The 21285-nt window shown below is 48.8% G+C and carries 15 protein-coding genes; 14 read left to right on the top strand and 1 reads right to left on the bottom strand.

Annotation, left to right across the window (positions count from 1 at the left end):
- Positions 1 to 224 precede the first annotated feature (224 nt).
- From MKY48_RS17000 to MKY48_RS16935, 14 genes are all read left to right on the top strand, one after another.
- Positions 225 to 3296 (top strand): family 16 glycoside hydrolase, encoded by a 3072-nt coding sequence (locus MKY48_RS17000; protein WP_339289978.1) that lies wholly within the window; start codon positions 225 to 227, stop codon positions 3294 to 3296.
- Positions 3297 to 3600: 304 nt separating this feature from the next.
- Positions 3601 to 5355: a sensor histidine kinase gene (locus MKY48_RS16995; RefSeq protein WP_339289976.1), complete on the top strand. Its 1755-nt coding sequence runs from the start codon at positions 3601 to 3603 to the stop codon at positions 5353 to 5355.
- A complete protein-coding gene (locus MKY48_RS16990) occupies positions 5342 to 6967 on the top strand; it encodes a response regulator (RefSeq protein ID WP_339289975.1) in 1626 nt (541 codons plus the stop codon). Before MKY48_RS16995 ends, MKY48_RS16990 begins: the two co-directional genes overlap by 14 nt.
- Before the next feature lie 130 nt (positions 6968 to 7097).
- Positions 7098 to 8504, top strand: a complete 1407-nt coding sequence (locus MKY48_RS16985) for a sugar ABC transporter substrate-binding protein (RefSeq protein ID WP_339289974.1) — start codon at positions 7098 to 7100, stop codon at positions 8502 to 8504.
- A gap of 71 nt (positions 8505 to 8575) precedes the next feature.
- Positions 8576 to 9475: a sugar ABC transporter permease gene (locus MKY48_RS16980; protein WP_339289973.1), complete on the top strand. Its 900-nt coding sequence runs from the start codon at positions 8576 to 8578 to the stop codon at positions 9473 to 9475.
- 112 nt (positions 9476 to 9587) lie between these two features.
- Positions 9588 to 10490, top strand: a complete 903-nt coding sequence (locus tag MKY48_RS16975) for a carbohydrate ABC transporter permease (protein WP_339289972.1) — start codon at positions 9588 to 9590, stop codon at positions 10488 to 10490.
- A gap of 216 nt (positions 10491 to 10706) precedes the next feature.
- Positions 10707 to 11726, top strand: coding sequence for a glycoside hydrolase family 130 protein (locus tag MKY48_RS16970; protein WP_339289970.1), 1020 nt, complete (start codon positions 10707 to 10709; stop codon positions 11724 to 11726).
- 33 nt (positions 11727 to 11759) lie between these two features.
- The gene (locus MKY48_RS16965; protein WP_339289968.1) at positions 11760 to 13136 is read left to right on the top strand and encodes an FAD-dependent oxidoreductase; all 1377 of its coding nucleotides are present in this window, start codon (positions 11760 to 11762) and stop codon (positions 13134 to 13136) included.
- On the top strand, positions 13133 to 14143 hold the full coding sequence (locus tag MKY48_RS16960; RefSeq protein WP_339289966.1) for an SGNH/GDSL hydrolase family protein: 1011 nt from the start codon (positions 13133 to 13135) through the stop codon (positions 14141 to 14143). The genes MKY48_RS16965 and MKY48_RS16960 overlap by 4 nt, the downstream gene beginning before the upstream one ends.
- A gap of 853 nt (positions 14144 to 14996) precedes the next feature.
- A complete protein-coding gene (locus MKY48_RS16955) occupies positions 14997 to 15401 on the top strand; it encodes a VOC family protein (RefSeq protein ID WP_076321369.1) in 405 nt (134 codons plus the stop codon).
- A gap of 672 nt (positions 15402 to 16073) precedes the next feature.
- Positions 16074 to 16667, top strand: coding sequence for an AAA family ATPase (locus tag MKY48_RS16950; RefSeq protein WP_339289964.1), 594 nt, complete (start codon positions 16074 to 16076; stop codon positions 16665 to 16667).
- Between the two features lie 726 nt (positions 16668 to 17393).
- Positions 17394 to 18317, top strand: coding sequence for an alpha/beta fold hydrolase (locus MKY48_RS16945; protein ID WP_339289962.1), 924 nt, complete (start codon positions 17394 to 17396; stop codon positions 18315 to 18317).
- Between the two features lie 697 nt (positions 18318 to 19014).
- Positions 19015 to 19224 carry a hypothetical protein gene (locus MKY48_RS16940; protein ID WP_339264826.1) on the top strand — a complete coding sequence of 70 codons (210 nt, stop codon included), beginning with the start codon at positions 19015 to 19017 and terminating at the stop codon, positions 19222 to 19224.
- 327 nt (positions 19225 to 19551) lie between these two features.
- The gene (locus tag MKY48_RS16935) at positions 19552 to 20127 is read left to right on the top strand and encodes a dihydrofolate reductase family protein (protein ID WP_339289960.1); all 576 of its coding nucleotides are present in this window, start codon (positions 19552 to 19554) and stop codon (positions 20125 to 20127) included.
- Between the two features lie 406 nt (positions 20128 to 20533).
- Here MKY48_RS16935 and MKY48_RS16930 read toward each other — a convergent pair whose 3' ends face one another.
- Positions 20534 to 21127 carry a TetR family transcriptional regulator C-terminal domain-containing protein gene (locus MKY48_RS16930; protein ID WP_339289958.1) on the bottom strand — a complete coding sequence of 198 codons (594 nt, stop codon included), beginning with the start codon at positions 21125 to 21127 and terminating at the stop codon, positions 20534 to 20536.
- Between the last annotated feature and the right edge of the window lie 158 nt (positions 21128 to 21285).

The raw sequence follows: 21285 nt of genomic DNA, 5'->3' as shown, positions 1-21285 counted from the left end.
GTGGGCTTGCCCCACTCCTTTTTATGCGGGCAGGGATTATAATCCATCGTGACAGTGAAAAGTTTGGATGGAGGGGGGGTGAACCTCAGAAAGGGCGGCTGCTGCTTGCTTCCGATAAAATGTTAGCGCCTTCACAAAAAAACGCAAGCAAGAATACAATCGGGCGAACTGAGCTGCGCTGCCTTATTATTGTTCGGCAGATGAATAATCTTGAGGAGGTATTTATGATTACCATTACAAGAAAAGCAGTTAGTCTGTTGGTCGTGCTTGCCGTTATAATCACAGGATTGTTACCCCGAGCTGCGGAAGCTGCCAAAATCGATAGCTATTCTATTTCTTCAATGGATATGACGGATGCCGCTGATCCGACATCTTTGGTACAGAGCGCCATAGCACCGGCCACGATACAAAATTACCCGATGCCATCCATCTATACTGCATCCAGCGTGTTTTCATTGAAAGCCGATAACAAAGCGATTCCTGTAATCAGTTATCTGGCTGACTATGACTATGCCCAATTTTCTTTTTCCGGCACGGTCCGAATCGAAGTTACCAACAATGTGCCGATTACATCATTCTCCATCAGTCCTCAGGCTAAAAACATCGAAGGCACAGTTAACGGGAACAAGCTGACGTTCACGCTTTCATCCTCAACCTATGTCATCGTAAAAATCAATGACCAGAGGAAGAAGATTGTCATCGCGGCAGACCCCTTGGAAACGGATATACCCCCGTCCGCAGGTGCCGGGATTTTTAATGTGACACAGTCGCCATACCATGCGGATAACACGGGATCATCGCTGGCATCGGTCGCGATTCAGCAGGCGATCGATGACGCCCATCAAGCCGGCGGCGGCGTAGTTTTCGTTCCGGCAGGTGTTTATAAGAGCGGGAACCTGACATTAAAAAGCAACGTAACCTTTTACCTGGCTGGAGGCGCCGTCATTGTCGGCACGGGCAGGGGGGAAGACTACGTGATTGATTTTCGCAAGGATTCACGAAACGCGGATGGAACGTATTTTATTCGTACTGCCGTAGATTCCACCAATATTACGATACGGGGACGGGGAACCATTGATGGAAAAGGCATTGCGATGCGAGAGCGAAAGATGCCAGCGCCTAATAAAAATGAAGGGTTCCTCAATAATCTGCTCGTTCCGATCGCAACATCCAATTTTACTTTTGACGGCTTAATATTGCGGGATGCCGGTTTCTGGTCGTTTATGGTGGTTCGTTCCGACAATGTGACCATAAACAATCTTAAGGGATTCCAGGATTTATACAAAATCGAGAACGACGTTATCGATATTAATGAAAGTCAGAACGTGCTTGTTCAACATTCGATTGCCATCTCGGATGATGACACTTATTCCACGAAAACCTGGCTGCAGACGGGGATGTCCAAAGACTGGCCGGGCGAGCTTGAACATTTGGAAAACGTGGTTTTTGATGACGCTTTTGCATGGACAAGATGTGCGGCTTTCAAGATTGGCATGGGCGTAGCCCAGCCGCAAATCGGCGTAACCATCCGAAATTCGTATGTGTATCAAAGCGCCCGAGGATTGCTTATCGATCATGGATACCAACTGAATACCCTCCCGGAGGAAGGTTACGCCCAAAATATTACGTTTGAGAATATCGACATCGAACGCGTCGGTATCAATCAATTCGGGAACTATTGGCTTGGAGTGTCCACCAGCACTTCCGGCGATGTAAGCAATGTTGTAGTCAAGAACATCAATGTTCGCGAGACCGGCACCCAGAAATCCAGAATTTCCGGGAATGCCACGAAAGGCGGAAGGGTTAACGGCGTCACGTTCACAGATGTTTATGTTGGAGGGAAGCTTGCAACAACCTTGGACGACTTGAATGTTACCGTTAATAACAATGTATATGGTATCGTTTTTGCCAATTCCAAGCCGCCGCTATTCAGCGACAATTTCGAAGACGGAAATACGGCGGGTTGGACATCGATGTCCGGCGGCTGGACCGTCCCGACAGTCGGCACGAATCACGTGCTGTCCAGCGGGAATCAGACAACCACCTCCCTGATTACCACTAATAGCGGGGGTTCATGGACGGATTACGTTTATGAAGCCAGATTAAGAATGCCCATCACCAATGCCAACGCGGGCATGGTCTTCAGGGTGCAGGATGCAAACAATTATTATATGTATCGCATTCATTCATCGAATCAACAGCTGGAGTTGTTCAAATCCGTGAATGGACAACTGACGCTTGTAAACAGTACGCCGTTCACGGCTATTGAGAAGCAGTGGTATACAGTTAAGGCGGTTATGCAAGGGAACACGATATCCTGTTACGTGGATGGAGAATTAAAGATGGAATGGACCAATCCTGTCACCGAATTGACGGCTGGGGGGATCGGATTTCGGACCACCTCGGCCGGCGTCCATTTTGACGATGCCGTGGTTAGCCTCATCAATAAAGCGCCTGAGGAGATTGCCCTTTCACACAACAGTGTTGTTGAAAACACGACGGCGGGAGGCATGGTTGGAACCTTTTCCACCAGCGACCCTGATGCGGAAGAAACATTTACTTATATGCTGACAGCAGGTGCAGGGGATGTAGACAACAGCAGCTTCACCATATCGGACAATATGTTGATTCTAGCCGTAACGCCTGATTACGAAGCCAAGGACAGCTACAGCATCCGGGTGAGGAGCACAGATTCAGGCGTGTATGTTGAGAAGTCCTTTACGATCCATGTCACTGACGTGGATGAACCTCCCGTGTATCCGGATCCTACGGTCGTCCAATTCAGCGACGATTTTGAAGATGGAAATACGGTAGGTTGGGCGTCTGCTTCAGGTTCCTGGAATGTGACAACTGACGGCACAAAAGCCTTGATTCAGAATCAAGCAGCCACTGCAGTCATTACTGCCGGCGATTCGTGGACGGATTATACGTATGAAGCCAAAGCGAAAATGCCCATCACCAATGCCAACGCAGGCATTCTCTTCAGGGTACAGGATGCAGGTAATTTCTATATGTTCCGAATCCATTCCGCAGCCCAAAAGCTGGAGTTGTACAAATCCGTGGACAACGTCATGACCCTTGTATCCAGTACCCCGTTTACAGCTCAGGCGAAACAGTGGTATACGATGAAGGCTTTCATTGAAGGGAACACAATAAAAGGTTATGTGGATGGGGAACTAAAAATGGAATGGACCAATCCCGAAACAGAACTGACAGCAGGGAAAATAGGGTTTCGGACCACCTCGGCGGGCGTAACTTTTGATGATGCTTTGGTTCTGACGCCTGACCCGATTTAGTTAGCAAAACATTCTGTACCGGTAAGAAAGACGTCTATCGACGGACATTCACAGAAGACAGACCGCGTTTAGCAATAGTTTTTCTTGCGATTATAGAATTGTTCAGCTCCGTTGAAAGCTTATAAATTCAATAATCTTCAAAAAAAGCCGTCCACAGGTCGATCACCGTTCATGGGATCCTAAGAAGGAGCTGCCCCTAAAGCCATGACATGGCTGCCCGGGACAGCTTCGTTTTTTTACGTTGTTGAACATGGGATGCAGTGACATAATCAAAGAATAGAATTTAACGGAAGGCGTGAAAAGCTTGGAGTACCTCCGCAGGCAATCGTTCCGCAACAAACTCAAGGTCGCTTTTCTGGCCGTCATCGTGCTTTCTGTTCTAATGACCGGAGGACTGTCTTATTATATCTCGACTGCGACGCTGGAAAAAAATGCACTGAAGCTCACGCAGGACACGGTGGTCAGATCCGCACAGATTGTGGATGAGAAGCTGAACAAACTGATGTTGATTATGATGACGTTTATGATCAGCCAGCCTTTCTACGATATGCTGAAGGATGCCGCCTCCGGGGATGCCAGCAGATATTACATGCATCTGAACGATCTTGACAACGTTTTCTCGCAGGCTCGGATCGCCGAGCCGCTAATCCAATCGATCTACGTATTTACGCCGATTGGCGAGTTCTATCCTTCGTCCATGAACCGAAATCGGCTCACTGCATTTGAGGATACCATTCTGTATGCGCGCATTGAACAGGAGAAAAAGAATCTTTGGGTGGAAGGTCATGAGGATATGCTATTCTCCGGAAAGGAACGCGTTATCTCTCTCATTCTGGAGCCGATCTTTGACACGCCGGTCAGCGGTGTTTATATTGTCGTGAATATCCGTGAGGACGGCTTCCGCAAGCTGGTGCAGGGGAACACCGCGGAAGGGGCGTCCAGCTTCTTGCTGAACGCTGAAGGAGAGACGGTCTATCCCGTGAAGGAACCGCTGGTCAGGCAGGTGGTGGACGCGGGAAATTTAAGTGGCATAATGAACCGCTCGGAGGGAAGTCAACCCTTTGAACTGGACGGACAAACCTATCTGCTCAATTATGCCCGTATCGGCATAGCGGATTGGACGATGACCACCATCCGTTCCCGGGCCGATGTGCTCCAGGACATGGTGTATGTTAAATGGCTGATCGCTGGGGTTACACTGGCTGCTTTTACCGTCACCACGCTGATCTCGGGCGCATTTGCGCGCTATTTGCTGAAGCCGCTGCAAGGGCTGCTGAAGGTGATGAAAAGGGTCGAGAACAACGATCTGAGTGCTCGATTTGAAAGCAGCAGCGGAGATGAACTAGGTCAGGTGGGATACCGGTTTAACCGGATGCTGGAACAGATTGTGGTGTTGATTGATGAGGTCACGGAGGCGCAGACGCATAAGCGGACTGCCGAGATTAAGGCACTGTCGGCGCAGATGGACCCGCATTTTCTGTACAACACGCTCAACACCATCTACTGGAAGTTGAAATTGAAGCAGATCGAGCCGTCGCAGCAAATGGTCATGTCGCTCTCACGCCTGTTCCAACTTGGATTGAACAATGGCCAGGAAATTACGACACTGTCGAAAGAACTGGAGCATGTGCGCCAGTATCTGGAACTGCAGTTAAGCTGCTATGAAGGCTTATTCTCTTATGAGATCCATGTACGCGAACCGGAGCTGTCATCGCTTTCGATTCCGCGCATCATTTTGCAGCCGTTGGTGGAGAACAGCATTTTGCACGGTTTTCGCGACCTGAAGAACGGCGGCCTAATCGAAATCGAGATTAGCGGGGATGAGAAACGCTGGACGATTTCCGTACGTGATAACGGAAAGGGAATGGACAAGACCCAAGTGCGCGAACTCTTTTTGCAGGAGTCGAAGAAGGGATATGCGGTGTCCAATCTGATCCGGCGGCTCCGGCTCTATTATGGGGACGGTGCGGAATTTCACGTAGACAGTGTGCCGGAGCTCGGAACCGAAATACGGATTTCATTGCCCAAGAAAGGGGAGGATTTGGATGAGCAATCCTGAGGCGATCAGTCTTTGCATTATCGACGATATTAAAAGCGTGGTGGACGGACTGACCGCGATGAACTGGGAAGAGCAGGGGATTCGGGTCGCAGGTGTATCGAGCAATGGAGAAGAGGGGCTTACCCTGATCAACGGGCTGCGTCCGGATCTGGTTATTACCGATATCCGGATGCCGATCATGGACGGGTTGAGCATGCTGCGTTTGGTGCTGGAAGAGAACCCCAGCTGCAAGGTCATTCTGATCAGCGGCTATGCCGACTTTGAATATGCGCAGCAGGCGGTGCAACTGGGGGCGTTTGATTTTGTGGTGAAGCCCTTCACAGAAGAAGATATGATGTCGGCTGTGCTGCGAGCCAAAGCAGAGGTTATGGAAGAGAGGTCCAAACGGATAAGTTTGAGGGAAATGGAGAACAAGCTTCGCGAGAGCATGCCGGCGCTGCGACAGGAATACTTTGCGCTGCTCATAAGCCACCGCACTTCATGGGAAGAGGCCTCGGAACGGTGGGAGTTTCTGAATATTGAGCTGGAGCCGCGCGGCTTCGTGGTGATGCTGATAGAAATTGACCGCTTCCGGGAGCAGGTTGCCGAGCAGTCCATCCAGGAGATGGAGCTGATCCGGTTTTCGCTGTTGAACATTATGCAGGAGACGCTTGCCCATTATGCACGCAGCGTTCTTTTCCGAGCCCGTCATGACCAGTACCTGGCCGTACTGAACGATACAGGACCGTCCAGTCCGATCGAAATTGCCGAGCAGTGCTGCCGGAATATGGAACGATATACCAAGTTCACGGTCTCGGTCGGGGTCGGCGGCAGAGTGGAGGAGATCAGCGGGCTGCCGGATTCCTACCGGCAGGCTCATCGTGCGCTCTCCCATCACCTGTTCACCGAAGGCAATGCGGCCATTATGTATGACGATTTCCTCCAGAGCGGCAGTCAGGAGCCGCTGGCGCTGGAGTACAAGGACGAGCTGCTGCTGGCCCTGCGTTCTGGGAATGCCGTCCGGACGGACGCGATGCTGTCCGCGATTTCGGAAGCGCTGCAGAAACGGATCTCAAGGCAAAATCCGGATTATCTCCTCAGCCTGTACGATGAGCTGGCTGCTTCAGCGATCCGCACGCTTTACGAAATGGTTCCCTATTCGGAGATACAGCCGCTCATTCAGAGATTCAGAACGGTGCAAGGGACGGCGGGACTGCCGCTGGCCTCTTTGCAGCGTCAGCTGCTTGTCTTGTGCACGGAGGGAGCCGAGCTGGTTCGCCGAAACAGCTTATCCGAAGGGCAGAAGGTGATTTATAAGGCCATTGGCTATATCAAGGGCCGCTTGTCCGAGGATATTACCGTCGGCGAATGCGCCGCCCATGTGCATCTCAGCGCCAGCTACTTTTCCAGCTTGTTCAAGCAGGTGACCGGAATGACGGTCACACAGTATATCACCTCGGAACGCATTCAGAAAGCGAGGCTGCTGCTGGTAGAGGGGGCGCAGGTGCAGGAAGTGGCTGCGGCAGTAGGGTATGAGGAGCGCAGATATTTCAGCGAGATGTTCAAGAAGATCACTGGCCAGACCCCGTCGGAATTCAGGGCCGGCTATCACATGGATCGGCCTGAGCCGTGAGGCTCTTGCTGCAGGAGACCATAGAATTCTATCCCTTGAGAGTGAATTTGCCTCACTCCTTTTCCGAGTACGGGATTCTATAATAAAAAACGAGCTCACAATACAAACGTTAATCAAAGGGGTAGAATGTATGCGAAAAAAATGGTTAGGTCTCGGCTTGAGTCTTGTTCTAGCCGCAGGAATCGCAGGCTGCGGCGGGAACGACAACAACAATGGCAATGGTGGTACGACGAATGGCAAGTCTGACGGCGGAACAGCAGCTCCATCAACCGAGACAGGCCAACCCGTACAGCTTAAATACTGGACTGACGACCGTCATGATCAGGAGTATATTAAGGAATTAATTAACAAATTTAATGAAACAAACGACGATAACATCCAGGTGGAATTGACGGTCATGTCCGAGAATTACGCGCAAAGCGTCGATATTGCCTTTTCCAGCAACCAGGCGCCGGATGTGCTTCGCCTAAAGAGCGCCAATACGTCCGGATTTGTCAAAAAAGGGTATCTTGAACCGATTGACGAGTATCTTACCGATGACTTGAAAGCGAAGTTCGGCAGCTTGCTGATCGACGATGTCAACCGATTTGACGGCAAGGTGTACTCGCTCGCCAACACCGGCCTCACCATGCGTCTGGTCTACAACAAGGATCTCTTTGCCAAAGCCGGCATCGAGAATCCTCCGAAATCGCTGCAGGAAATGGTGGACGATGCCAAGAAAATTACTGAAGTTGGGAAAGCCGAAGGCATTTATGGTTTTGCACTGAACTTCAAAAATCCGAAGCAAGCATTTGACCGTTCCGTCCGGGAAATTCTTTCTTTGAGCGGTTATCAGGGACTTGGCTTTGATCTGAAGACAGGTCAATTCGATTTCGAGCCTTACTCGCAGGTCATCGAATATTTCAAGCAAATGTATAAAGACGGAAGTATTCTGCCTGGCGCGGAAGCGCTGGACATCGATCCGCTGCGAGCCCAATTCGCCGCAGGCAAAATCGGTATGTATCTTTCTTTCTCGACGGAACCGGGCGTGTACATGGATCAATTCCCGACTGAAATCAACTGGGGGGGCGCGTTGGCTCCAACGCTGGACGGTCAGATCAAGGGAACTTCCGAAATCGTGTCCGCCGGAACGTGGCTCGGCATCAGCGCCCAATCGGCCAATAAGGAAGCGGCTTGGAAATTCATGCAGTATATGCACGGCGACGAGGTTCTGAAGAACTATCATGAAAAAGGCTTCGGGATAGCCATTGTGCCAAGCATTGTAGAACAAGCTAAAGATCCGGAGATCAATGGCATGGAAGGCTTCCTGGTCGGGGAACACGACTCGCTCTGGCCTGCTTCGCCAAACGTTACTCCAGAGGGTTCCACCTACGCTGATGCATTCTTCAAATACATCCTTACCGACGAAGACCTGAAAGCGATTACGGAGGATTTAAACACAAGATACAACGCCGCATTGTCCAAGGCGGTGGAGAAAGGCGAGGTCACTGTAACGCTGAACCCTGCCTTTGATCCAACTAAACCGCAGGGAGAATAACAGGCAAGGATGGGGCTGCCGCGCACTTTTTGGCGGATGCCCCTTTTCTTTCCCCGAAGGAGGAACGAATCGTGAGTTTTAAATGGAAACGCGTGGGGGAGAATGCTCTGTTTTTGTCCCCGAGCATCATTTTGACAGCGGCTCTTGGCATCTATCCTTTGTTATGGATGCTGCGCTATATGTTTTATGACTATTCCGGATACGGCGATGCGCTGTTCATTGGTTTGGACAATTTCCGTCGGCTGATGCGCGATGCGCTGTTCTGGGAATCGGTTGGCAATACCTTTATCTACGCCGGAGGCAAGCTTCTGCTAACGCTGCCGTTGTCCCTGCTGCTCGCGGTCGTCCTGAACGGCAAGCTGCGGGGCGGAAATCTGCTGCGAGGAATCTATTTTATGCCGACAATCATCAGCACTGCGGTTATCTCCGTGGTGTTCTATACGATCTTCAATTCCTATAACGGGATGGTTAACACCGTATTAATGAAGCTGCACCTGGTCTCGCAGCCGATCGACTGGCTCGGGCCGAAGCATGCGATGCTTACGGTCATTATTGTGGCGGTATGGGGCGCGGTCGGCAATTATATGCTGCTGTTTCTGGCCGGACTGCAGAGCATTCCGCAGGATTTATACGAGAGCGCGGCCATGGACGGCGCAAACGCCGGAAGACGGTTTTGGAGCATTACGCTTCCGATGCTGGCTCCGGTAGCCCAGTTGGTCATCATGCTCGCAATTATCGCATCCCTGAAAGGCTATGAGAGCATTATGCTCATCACGGAAGGCGGACCGATCGGCAAAACCGAGGTCATGTATCTCTATCTGTACAAATTGTTGTTCCCGGTATCCACGGGTTCTCCTGTCGAGCAGCAGCTTGGATACGGCAGCGCCGTAGGCTTCGCAACCGCTGTTATTGTGGGAGCGATCACGGGCTTGTATTTCTTATTAAGCCGTAAAATGAACAAGTTGTATTAGAAGGTTGTTCAAAAAGTCTACATTGCAACTTTGCATAGGGCCATTACGATTTCACAACAAGCCGCAGATCGGTTGATCATGAACGGCTGCAGGCGTGCAGGAGGAACAGCAAATGAACGAACAGGTGTTACCCCAACAGCCGGACGCGCGAGGTAAAATCGCCGGCCGACCGCCTTCCGGTCACACTGGCAAAATAGTGGGCCGTGCGGTGATGTGGCTGTTTTTATTGATAACGGCGATACTGACATTATTTCCCCTGTTGATGACATTGTCCGGTTCACTCAAGACCGGCGCCGAAATGATGACCGGAGGAAGCTTGCTGCCGGCCAAGCTGCAGTTCGTCAATTATGCCGAAGCCTGGAAGCAGGCCAATTTTGCCCGCTATACCTGGAACAGCGCATTTGTCAGCATTATGGTTACCGTCGGCACCTTGCTGGTCGCTGCCATGGCGGCTTATGTGGTGGATCGCCGCCATTTTCCCGGCAAATCCCTGTATGTGACGACGCAGGCGTCGATGATGTTTATATCCGTTGGTGCCATTGTGCTGCGCCCGCAATTCGATTTGATGGTCGCGCTGAACTTGAATACCACGCTGTGGGGAGTGATCCTAATTCTGATCAGCGCCCATTCCAGCACATTTTTTATGCTGCTGGGATTCTTCAAAGCGATTCCCCGCGAGCTTGATGAAGCGGCCATGGTGGACGGCTCCGGGTTCGTCCGAACCTTCTTTCGGATCATTCTCCCGCTCCTAACACCGGGGCTTGGCGTGGCAGGACTGTTTGCCTTCCGCCATGCCTGGAACGAATATATTCTGCCGCTGGTGTTCACAATGACGAATCCGCAGATGCAGACGCTTACCGTCGGGCTGGCGAATCTTCGTTACGGTTCTTCCGCGGCTATGCAGATTCATTTGATGATGGCGGGAGCATGCCTGTCGATTCTGCCGATGCTTCTCGCTTATATTGTGGCGAATAAGTCCTTTATTCAAGTAACGGCCGGTTCAGTTAAAGGTTAAACTCAATTCCATATATAAGTGCGTGTTCAAAAAGTCCGGTTTTCAGCACCGAGAAGGTTGGATGAAGCCAGGGGCTGAGGAGCGGAGCGTACGTTTTGGGTACGTGAGCACCGGAAGGCACGTATGAATGCAAGATTCGATGCCGCGTTACTTCCTGATTCACTTCGTGATCAAAAGTGAACTTTTTGAACAACCTCTACAAGGAGCATGATGCAAATGAGAGATTCTATAGTGGGACCTTTGTTTTCCAGCCCGATCATTACGCGGTATGCCGGAAATCCGATTCTGACTCCGGGTGATGTACCCTACGGTCCGGCGTTGGTCTTTAATGCCGGGGTTACCAAATTTAAAGGCAAATATGTGATGGTTTTCCGCAATGACTACGGCGATGAACATCAAGGGATTGTTGCTCCTCATCACACGACGAATCTTGGGCTGGCCTTCAGCGATGACGGCATAAAATGGGATGTGCAGCCGGAACCGTGCTGGTCCTGGCATGATGAAGAGGTCATCCGTGTGTATGATCCGCGTCTAACGGTAATCGGCGAGCAATGCTATATGTGCTTTGCGGTCGATACCAAGCATGGGCTGCGCGGCGGCATCGCCGTCACCGAGGATTTCCGCTCCTTCGAGGTGTTGAGTCTGTCGCTGCCGGACAACCGCAACATGGTATTGTTCCCGGAGCGGATCGGGGGCAAGTATGTCCGGTTGGAGCGACCGATGCCTGTATACAGTCGGGGCGGGATTGACCGCTTTGACATGTGGATGAGCGACTCGCCTGATCTGAAATACTGGGGCAATTCCAAGCTGCTGCTGGCGGTTGAAGATGTAGCCTATGCCAATGACAAGGTAGGCCCGGGCGCTCCGCCCGTCAAAACGGACAAAGGCTGGCTGACCCTATTCCATGCCGTGGACATCGATCGCAGGCGGGGCAAGAACGGCTGGGAGGACAGCTGGAAGAAGCGTTATACGTCCGGCATTTTGCTGCTGGATCTTGCCGATCCCAGCCGGATCATCGGCAGGGCGGAGACGCCGCTGCTTGCCCCGGAAGCTGATTATGAGACCGATGGAGGCTTTCGCAATCATGTTATTTTTCCGGGGGGCATGATTCTGGAGGATACTGGGGAAGTCAAAATCTACTACGGCGCGGCCGATACCGTAGAATGCCTGGCAACTGCGCATGTAGATGATTTGCTGCATCTTTGTCTGGAAGGCACAGTCAATAAGCAACTATGACAAGTTAAAGCTATACAGAATGGAGAGGTTTATATGAAAGGACATATTACGTTGCCATCCGTCAGCATTCCGGTTGCCCGCGAAGTGGATGTGCTGGTGATCGGCGGAGGAGCTTCAGGAATCGCCGCGGCCATTGCCGCTGCGAAAGGGGGAGCGCAAACGATGCTGGTGGAGCAGAGAGGCTTCCTTGGCGGCATGGGTACGGTTGCGCTCGTTCCGGCTTTCTGTCCCTTTACGGATAAGCGGAAGCCGATTATCCGCGGTCTCGGCCTTGAGCTGATGGAACGAATGAAGCAGGCATGCGATCCCCAGTACCGCGAGGAATATCAAGAGATGCTGGATTGGGTGCCGATCGATCCCGAAGTGCTGAAGCGGGTTTATGATGATGCCATTCTGGAAAGCGGTGTGACGCCGTTGTATCACACCTTTGTTTACGAAGTTGTCCGGTCTGAGGACCGCCGGAAGGTTGAGGGTGTCGTTGTCGTAAACAAGACAGGACGATCTTTCATTCCCTGCCGGTATATTATCGATTGCTCGGGAGATGGGGATATTGCCGCACTGGCGGGAGTTCCTTTTCAGAAGGGCGGGGACGCGGGCGAACTTCAGCCTGGCAGCATGTGCTATTTGCTTGCGAATGTAGACCGTCTAAGGTTCAAACAGTACCTGGAGGAGAGCGGGGATACGGGCCAACTGCACAAGACGGTGGAGCTGGCGATCGAGGACGGCGCGCTGCCGGAGGGCCGCAAGTCGATCTCCGGCCTTGCTTGGGTCAGCGACTATTTGGTTGGCGTCAACTTCGGCCATGTATTCGGCGTTGATGGCACCCTTGCCGAAGATTTGACGCGGGGGGCGATTGAAGGGCGCCGCACGGCGGAACGCCAGGTGCAGTTCTTCCGCCGCTACGTGCCGGGTTTTGAGCACGCTCATATGGTGGCGAGCGGGGAGCAGCTCGGCATCCGTGAGACTAGGCGTATCGAAGGGGACTATATCCTGACGGTCGATGATTTCATTGCTGCGCGCTCCTTCCCGGATGACATTGCCCGCAACGCATATTACATCGATATTCATCTCGCCAACAGCAAAAGCGAAATGACTTTTAGCCACCTTCCGCCAGGGGTTTCACACGGCGTCCCATACCGGATCATGCTGCCGATTGGCATCGACAACCTTTGGGTTGCCGGTCGATGTGTATCTTCGGATCGAGCAGTGCAAGGCTCCCTGCGGGTCATGCCGAACTGCTTCTCCATGGGCCAGGCCTCGGGAACGGCTGCTGCATTAGCGCTGCGGGATGGCACCGTCTCGCGCGGCATTTCCATAGCCGAGCTTCAGCAGCGGCTGCTGGAGCAGGATGTATGGCTGGGAGAAGATTTCATTCCGGCTGAGAAGCAGAAGGGAGGGAATGCGACGTGAAGCAGCTTCCATTAACGGATGAGTGGTTCCACGGGGCCGTGTCGCTCGAGCACCGGGAGGATGGTATCAAGCCGTGGCGTATTCCTTACATGGATTACGAACTGTATCCACCCGCGGGAATCGATGGCAAAGCCGAGATATGTGCCGGTATTCGCCTGCGGCTGCGCACGGACTCCACCGAGGTGGCAGTATCTTTTGCACCGCTTGCGGATAACGCCGCCATGGATTGCGTGGCAGGAGGAGAATTATGCGAGAAGATCAGCCTACCCGCCGGAGCGACAGAAGCCTTGTTCAGCGGACTTGGGAACGGAACCAAGGATATGGAGATTTGGCTTCCGCAAAATATAGGAATGACCGTAACCGGCCTGCGGATTGGGGCTCAAGCTATCGGAGTCCCGCTGCCGGACACCCGGCCCCGCTGGATTACGTATGGCAGTTCCATTACCCAGTGCGTCGGGGCTTCCAGCCCCTCCCGTGCTTGGCCTGCCATTGCCGCTGAAGCCTGCGGCTTCAGCTTGACCAATCTTGGCTTCTCGGGCAACTGCCATATGGAACCGATGATCGGACGGCTGATTCGCGACTTGCCGGCCGATTTCATCTCCATTTGTGCGGGGGTGAACATCTATGGCGGGGGCACCTTAAGCCCACGTATGTTCAAGCCGCTGCTGATTGGTCTGCTGGAGACGATACGCGACAAACATAGGGACACCCCGCTGCTTGTCATTTCTCCGATTTATGGCACTCTCCGCGAAACGCAGCTCAATTCGCTGGGCTTCACCCTGCCTATGATGCGTGAGCTCATCCGTGAGACCGTGGAGCTGCTAAGGGCTCGGGGCGATCGCCAGTTGTTCTATCAAGATGGCTTGAACTGGCTCGGCCCGGAGGATGAAGCCTTTCTGACGGATGGCCTGCACCCTGGTGCCGAGGGGTATGAGCTGCTAGGCTGGCGTTTCCGTGATCTTCATGAAATTGCGTTACGGGCAGTGCAAAGAAACGTGCAGGGATGAATTTCTACTATATTTGCTACGACCAATGGGAACGCCTCAAGACCTTATGACGCGAGATAAAAACGATAGAGCGGACGTCAATTTTGTCAACTTAAGTTGAGGTCCTCGTCCCAGCAATACCTCTAAAGCTGACTGCACGACCACATGAACCTCCTAAGCGATATCTAAACCGACGACGAGATGATGAACGGTAATGTTTTCAATCAGTTGATCTTGCTTGTCTTGTGCCTTACTTTATAGTAGAGCGACCTCCTGATGGGCTTTTTGAGGCTATGACCTCGTGCGTAACCCCATCTTACCGAGGCGCTCGTTTTTGTTCAATTACCATATTTTTAGGAGTTGTAACGGGAGACAATAGAGGAATACACACAATCCAGCCGCATAATCAAAGGCGGTTTTTCTTCTATGATCACCTCATGAGCATACCACGCAAGGATATGCATTTGACTGCAGTTCAAATGTAATCCTGGATCTATTCATTTATGAGTAAAAATATTCATACTAGAGAGTCAGAGATGGCAGCGACACGGGGAATTTTAGGGGGGTACCGGTGGCAGACAGGACGTGTGCATTTCCATGTCAAGCGGAATGGCAATCAATGACCTAACGTCTAAAAGAGAACGGTCTGCAGGTAGATGAATTGGGGCCCATATCGAAAACAGGTGCATGCGACAACGGGGGGGGATCAACATTAGCATAGAGAATGCCCGAAAATGTTAAAACGCTACTGACATACCGTTGTCAGTAGCGTTATTTTATTATCGATTAAGTAAACATATTGGGGTGGAGAGTTTGTTCTTGCCCAAAAAATGATATGGTACTGTATCATTTATTATAGGAAGGATGGTATTTTATGAATTTTGCTTCTGTACGTATCATTACCGACGATGTGGATCGTCTTGTTGAGTTCTATGAGAAAGTCATGGGTGTTTCGGCGGAACGTCCTGCGGCTGCCTTTGCGGAACTCGTTGTGCCATCGTGTACCCTGGCGATCGGTCACTCCCAGACGGTGCCGCTGTTCGGCGTTGGTTCGGCTGTGGCGGCCGACAATCGCACTGTCATCCTCGAGTTCCGCGTCCACGATGTCGATGCCGAATACGAGCGCTTGAAACCGTTTGTCGACGAGTGGGTAAAGGAACCGACCACGATGCCGTGGGGGAACCGTGCTGTGTTGTTCCGTGATCCTGACGGCAACCTCATTAACCTTTTCCAGCCGGTGACCGAGGAAGCGATCCAACGGTTCAGCGGTAGGGGGTGACTCTTGGGGACATAACCGAACACCATCCCACAGAATAATTGACGTTCAACAAAATCATCAAGTTGATTTAATTGACCTGTATACAACGCACCTTACAACAACAGCAGCCAATTACTTGCGGCTTCTGTTGTAGAAATATGCACCATTTAGGTTGTAACAGTCGCAGTTTTATAGAAAACTGGTTTAAGACGACAAAAACATACACGCTTAAAAACCGCGCAACTGCGGACTTTTGTGTTTTAACGATTAAACAAGCAGTTATGGGAGCAGTTATGGGATCCTGTCGAGGGACAAGAATGCTCCCATAGAAAGTCGCTATTTTAGCGGCTTTTTTGTTTTATCGGAACAGTTCTTGTCCCGAACCAAAGACAGATCGGTAATTAAGCGAAGTTGCAACGAAGACGGCAAAGTATAAATGTTCTTGTCATCCAAAATCAGTACTGGTTAAAAAACGAGTTTGAAAAGTTCCAATAACTGAAGAAACGGTACAAGAAACGGTACAAGGAGAGAAAAAGTGAGGTAGCCGTGCTTCTCCGGCAGCTCGTTGAACTAACTGGCAGGATATTTCAATCGTTTCTCGAATATTTTCTGAGTTGGGTAATTTTATGAAATTTGTGAATATAACGTTATCTGAAAGATACGAAAAGATTATTTTTTGAAGGGATGACTAAATTGAAGCAAGGGATATTAGTTTATCTAAATGGAACTTCAAGTTCTGGAAAGACCTCCATATCGACTGAACTGATAAATCAGAAAGAGATTCTTTTTTATCATTTATCAATTGATGATTTTTTTAATAATTACAATGATTTTATTAATAATAAATTTCCAGATGAACCTGCAAGAGAAATAGACCATCAGGTTGTCTCACAAATACTTGATGATTCCATATTCTCAGTGTACCATTCGACAATTAAATTGTTATCAGAAATGGGTTTTAATGTAGTAGTAGATACCGTAATCGACAATGACAAGAGGTTTAATGAGTTTCTTGATCAATTTTTCGATCAGCCTACGTTATTTATAGGTGTAAAATGCTCGAAAGAAGAACTCATAAGAAGAGAGCAAACAAGAGGAGATAGACAGATTGGACTAGCAGCTTCACAGTTTAGCAAAGTATATTGCTTTGATGAATATGACATCGAAGTAAATACGGAAGAGATGAATCCAACAGAATGTGCCGAAAAGATATTAAGTTTTATTAAGTCCAATAAGGAATACTCGGTATTTAAGAACTTACATAAAAGAAATGTTAGTGTTTCCTAGATGGCGTATCCATCAGATAACACCATATTCAAAACAACCCCCAATCAAATGATTTGATTGGGGGTTGTTTTGTTTCATTGAATAATACGGGGAGGTTTTAGGACTTATTATTTGATGATCGAAAATACATATTAGATAAATGCCTAACTGATTGAAACTCGGAGACAATTTGTTGACAATTTGTTCAATAAATGATGATATCTCTGGACTATATTAATAAATATATGAAACTAAAAATTGATTTTCGTATTGTTTTGGGGAAGAAAAATCGAAGTACACGGAGGTACAAAAAATGAAGAAAAAAATATTTCCCAATCGTTTTGCTTTCCAGTAGTAACGCTTTTAAAAGCGTTCCCTCTAGGAGGATGCGCTTCAGATCAATCGATTTCTTCGTGAAATGAAAAGATGTTCGCCCAGACTCTAGAACGTGTAGAAGTGACGACGTTGGAAAACAATGCAAGCGACAATACAATGGACGAATCTATTTTATTAAGAGATAAAAAAGTATAAACATCCGAGGCTTAGCATCCTTATCTCGCATGAAAAACTTCTGCTAAAGTCTGTATACTGAGAAAGTACGTCGAGAGACGTTTTTGTTATAACGAGCTGGAATAAACGGTGTTCATCCCCCTATACAAGGTGACAAAGGCAGAGGATTCCAAGAAAAAAGCCAATAATAGAACAATCTGTTATAAATTCAGTGAAAGTTGGAGGTATGGAAAATCTATGATCGTATCTTTTAAAGAAGCAAAAACGGTACTTGTCTTGCTCATTTTGTTAGCAACGATTACAGGATGCTCCGAAAAAATGCCTGTATCGTCAAATGAAGACCATTTTTCAACTAATCCACCTCAAAATACATCCCCCACAACTGAGACCGGGAATGAAACACCACTTGCTGAAGTGACGAACATACCATCAAACCCACCAGTTGAGTATGATCCTGCCTGGCCGGATCGAACGGCGAGTTCTTCTAACGGGCATCTTGTGAATAGTTGTGTTCCAGATGAGTTACGTGATAAAGCAACTACATTGACAACCAGTGATGGGGTGTATCTGTCAGCACTTGTGCTTGGTAGCGGAAATAAAGGAGTCCTGCTTGCACACGAGCAAGGCTATAGCATTTGCTCTTTTCTTGACATGGGAACTGAACTGGCTGACAGTGGATATCTGGTTGTTATTCCTGAATATCGTAATCACGGTGCCTCACAGAATTTTCCAGAGGATAATCAGAATATAGATCGTGATGCCGAAGCAGCCTTAAGCGAACTCAAACGATTGGGTGCACAAAAAGTGTTTTTGGCAGGAGCATCATGTGGCGGTAGTACAGCAATCATTGCAGGCGTTCGTCAAGAGCTGCCTATTGAGGGGCTCATTATTCTTTCTTCTCCTGCACAATGTGGGCCCCTTGATGCAATACCAAGTGTCGAAAAGATTAAAGCACCATCCTTGTTTATCTTTTCACCTGGTGATTATGGAGGCTCAATTGAAAAAGAAGTGCGAAAATTATATCAAGCATCCGGAGCAACTGATAAAGAGCTAATTGTGGATGAGAGTGGTTATCACGGAACAGATATGTACCATAAGGGAGAGCGCGGTGATGCATTAAAGTCCAAGCTCATTGACTTTGTTAAAAAGGAATTTAATTAAAGTAAACTCAAAATGAGGGTGTTTAATCTGAGGCGTCCGTGTTGGTCGGCATTTTCTCTTGTATCCTACGTTCAACAAAATCATCAAGTTGATTTAATTGACTTGGATACAACGCACCTTACAATAACAGCAGCCAACTTCTTGCGGCTGCTGTTGTAAAAATATGCACCTTTAAGTTGTAACAGTCGCAGTTTTATAGAAAACTGGTTTAAGGGCAACACTCGGCGGGGATATTAAGCTAAAACGGACGGCGCAACCCTTTTGATCTCACAGAACAAATCTAACTTCCTTACTGTCGGGGGACAAGAACATAGTCCCATTGAGAGTCGCTATTAGCGGCTTTTTTTGTTTTATCGGTACAAGTTCTTGTCCCGACATGGATGAATATGCCTCCCCAAGCGCCGCCTGTTGGATTCAGATTGCTGACGACTTTGCCGTCTTAAACGGCGATAATCCGGCGACTGCCGCATCGCGTGGGAGGGGGCGGAGCAACGGGCAGTAGAATTCAATTTCGTGTTAAAATAAATTGTGGAATAGTTACCCATATGGATTTGGAGGAATGCTCGTGGCATGGCCAACTCATATTGTTGCTTGAAAATGGTTTAAATACAGATTAAAGCAATATAATTATTTTTAATTTTCATAAGAGGATTTATTTTCAGTGGTTGTTCATGTTTAAGGGAGGTGAAAAATAGCTATGCGTAAAAAAGATAGGAACGTAACAGGTATTGTATTGGCCGTAATTTACTGTGTCGTTCTTTTTGAGATTTTAATAGATGCACCCCCTGGTGAAGCTCCAAATAATCCGCCTTGGGCATACGCAATGATTCCACTTGGATCTGTTGCAATCACCTCTCTCTTTGATTATGTGATCAAGTTCGATTTCTTCAAAAAAAAGAAAGAGTGAAGGGAGTGTTACAAATGACCGAAACCGGTACGTACATGTGCCGGGGGAAAAGTAGATGTTCCCTTTGAAAGTCGCAATTAGCGGCTTTTTTTGTTTTTACGGTACAAGTTCTTGTCCCGAGCCAAGTACAAGAACTTGTACCGATTGCCGTAATGGACAAGAACATGAGCCGATTACCGATTAGATAAGCATCTAACTATAGCTAACGGGAACGCAATCTAGACTAAATACTCCATTTGTGATTAGCAATCCATAAGAAACAACCAAGCTGAAATGTCCTATAATATAGTTAATGTAGATATCTCTATGAACAAAGGAGAACTGAAAATGAGAAAACTTGTTCTATTTTTGCACGCATCGCTTGACGGTTTTGTAGAAGGGCCGAACGGTGAAATGGACATTGGCTGGGTTTCTTACGATGCTGATTTGGAGAAGCACGCGAAAGAAATTCTAAGTACTGCCGACACTGTCATTTGGGGACGTGGGACTTATCAGATGATGCACAGTTACTGGCCATCTGTGCCTTCGAACCCTTCAGCCTCGCAGCATGAAAGGAATCATGCCGAGTGGATCGAAAAGACAGCCAAAATCGTTTTTTCCACGACGCTGGAGAAAGTCGAATGGAACAATTCTAGACTGGTGAAAGAAGATGTCGAGGAAGAGATCAAGAACCTCAAACAGCAGCCAGGCAAGGATATGGTCATCCTCGGCAGTCCTAGGTTCGCACACTACCTTATGCAGCTTGATTTAATAGATGAGTATAAAATTACGGTTTCTCCCGTCCTGATCGGCAGCGGGTTGCCGTTATTCCAAGGTCTCAAGGAGAAGATCGATCTTAAACTTATCGAAAACAAGACATTTGATTCTGGAGCCTTAGGCCTCGTTTACCAGACGGTTAGATGACCTTGTCTCCAAAAGTAGATTACGCTAACGGGATACGATATCTCAATGAAGACATTGAAGGTAGCCGACTCCAAAGCCGGCTACCTTTTTCGATATCTATTGCCAATCACAACTTGCTATTGAACTGAATCTGTTGGGGGACTAAAACATAATCCCATAGAAAGTCGCTAATTTAGCGGCTTTTTTGTTTTATCGGACCAAGTTCTTATCCCAAGCCAAGGACAAGAACTTGGTCCGATAGCCGTAAAGGACAAAAACATGAGCCGATTACCGATTAGATAAATGTTTCCATGCAATTTCATTAAGCTAACGGGCAGATTAATTGAAGATCAAAACACGGAGTATCGTACCATAAGTAACGGCAAGTTTTTTTCAGGAATCGTCTATGTGCTCATCCATCCGTAGCTTACGAGCATAGCTCCTGAAGATGGCGGGTGATGATCTGCTCAACGGTCTCCGGTGTGTATAGCTCAGGGCGGAGCAATGCGAGTATCGTCAAGCCTTCGACAATCGAGGCCAATCTTAATGTTTCGAGTTGAATGTCCACTGAAGAGGGGAGAAGCTTCGCCTTAGCTAGAATTTCAAGGACAGCTTTAGTCAGGTAGTGGAGTCCGTCCGTGAGCTCGTCTTTTTTAGCTTGTAATGCCAAACTCGTGAGGGATCGGATGGCGAAGATCCACCAGACGCCGACGGCAGTTCGTTTTTCCTCATCCAAAGGAAGCAGTTGTAACAGAATTTCCCTCGCAGCCTTCATCGGAATAGGGCTTATTTCCAGGCGCTCTTCTGCTCTGGCAACTCCTCTTGTCAAATAATAATCTACGATAAATAGCAACAGTTCGTCCTGTGTTGAAAAATAATGCCGCAATGCGCCGGGTGACAACCCTGCTGCAGCTGCAACGGCACGGATTGACGCATGTTCAACCCCTTTTTCTTCAATGATATTCCATGCTGATTCGGCGATTAGTTTTCTCTTTTGAGCGTGGTCCACGACTTTCGGCAACGATAAACGCCCCCTTGTCTTATTTAGCACACTGAATTAAAATAATTAATACAGTGTGTTATTTAGAATTTATTCAGTTATATCGCATCGCAGTTATAACGTCAATAGTACTGGGCTTTGACTTGATTGACGGGAGGGGATTCAATGCAAGAACAAAT

It is taken from the genome of Paenibacillus sp. FSL W8-0187 (assembly GCF_037969755.1).
Lineage (GTDB): Bacteria > Bacillota > Bacilli > Paenibacillales > Paenibacillaceae > Paenibacillus_AQ.
This window is presented reverse-complemented; position numbering and strand designations above follow the sequence as displayed.